The organism is Flavobacterium restrictum, from assembly GCF_007097245.1.
Lineage (GTDB): Bacteria > Bacteroidota > Bacteroidia > Flavobacteriales > Flavobacteriaceae > Flavobacterium > Flavobacterium restrictum.
This window is the reverse complement of sequence record NZ_VJZT01000059.1, coordinates 1-1,388: the sequence shown is the minus strand read 5'-3', so window position 1 is coordinate 1,388 and position 1,388 is coordinate 1. Positions and strand designations below refer to the sequence as shown.

General features: G+C 30.9%; 1 protein-coding gene. It reads left to right on the top strand.

Features of this window, described 5'->3' with window-relative positions; translation table 11 throughout:
• The first annotated feature begins 667 nt into the window (after positions 1 to 667).
• The gene (locus FNW21_RS16185) at positions 668 to 1,300 is read left to right on the top strand and encodes a hypothetical protein (RefSeq protein WP_144257784.1); all 633 of its coding nucleotides are present in this window, start codon (positions 668 to 670) and stop codon (positions 1,298 to 1,300) included.
• The last annotated feature ends 88 nt before the right edge of the window (positions 1,301 to 1,388 follow it).

The window sequence follows — 1,388 nt, the reverse complement described above, 5'->3', positions numbered from 1 at the left end:
AAATTAAAAAATTTGGCTATTTTAGCTATTATTAGTGAAGCGGTAGAAAGAAGGCACTTCGCATAGCCGCAAACGTTACTGGAGACTTGTGCCGAAATTACGCAGATAAAAACAATTAGAAAATAAACATTTGTTCCCGCAGAAAGTTGACAAAGCAGAAGCGTGAAAGTTGGAATTTGCCCGCAGAAACTTGAAAAGTTGGAACGTGAAAAGCAGAAGCGTAAAAGTCGGAATCTGCCAACAGAAACTTGAAAAGCAGAAGCGTGAAAATTGGATTTTGCCAGCAGAAACTTGAAAAACTGAAGCGTGAAAATTGGAATCTGCCAACAGAAACCTGAAAAGCAGAAACTTGAAATTTTTTGCGCAGAATTTTAAAGCGAAAAGTAAATAATTGAAAATAAAACGTGGAAATTACGAACCGAAAATCACAAACGGAAAAGTTGGATTTTGCCAATAGAAGCGTGAAAAATTTGCGGTTTAATCGTAATTTCGACAAAACAAGCCTCCAGTAACACACGCTACAAGCAATTTGGGGATTTGGCTTAATGGAAAAATTGGTTTGTATTTGGAATGTTTAGGCAAATCCGAAGATAAGGCTTAATTTAACCCCAAACTGCTTGTAGCGCGAGAACGTTGGGGGAAATTATAACAAAAAAAATGTAAAAAAATGAAAATTCAAAAGTTAACAGTATTAATATTAATACCTGTATTTGCAAGTTGTGTAATGGTTATGAATAAAATAGAAGAGCTTAAACCAATAGAAAATTATTCAACTGAAAATATTGTTACAGATGAGAACAAGTTAATGGATGCTGAAATATTGTTCATAAATGACAAATCCGTTAAAACAAAATTAAAGGCAGAAACCAATCTTTTTGACAAAACATTATTAAATGAAAATTCGATTAACAAATATTTTGCCATATTGGACAATCAAGCAAAAAAAAATTACATATCTTATGAAATTGTAAAAAAAATGACTTTTAAAGATTTGAAAGGAAATTTAAGAACTTTCATAAATCGTGGTGATAAATTCAAATCTTTGCACGAAGTAATTTATGATGGAAAAATAAAGTGGTTTGTAGAATATTATCCACAAGCTTATGACCAAAGTGTTCAAATTAACAATCATTTTGTAAATGAAAATAATCAAGTAGTAATAGTCGGAAATTTCAATAGTATGCGAAATAAACTAAAAGAAATTACAATATCAAAACCTGAACTGATCGATATTATTGATAAAACTGATAAATTTAATTATGAGTCAATTATTGAAATTTTAAAGGAATACGAAAAATAATAACTTCCCCCAACACACGCTACAAGCAATTTGGGCATTTGGCTTAATGGAAAAATTGGTTTGTATTTGGAAGATTTGGCAAATCCGA

Bases quoted from the DNA above. Each gene is read 5' to 3' on its own strand.
- FNW21_RS16185 (WP_144257784.1), top strand. From the start codon at position 668: ATGAAAATTCAAAAGTTAACAGTATTAATATTAATACCTGTATTTGCA.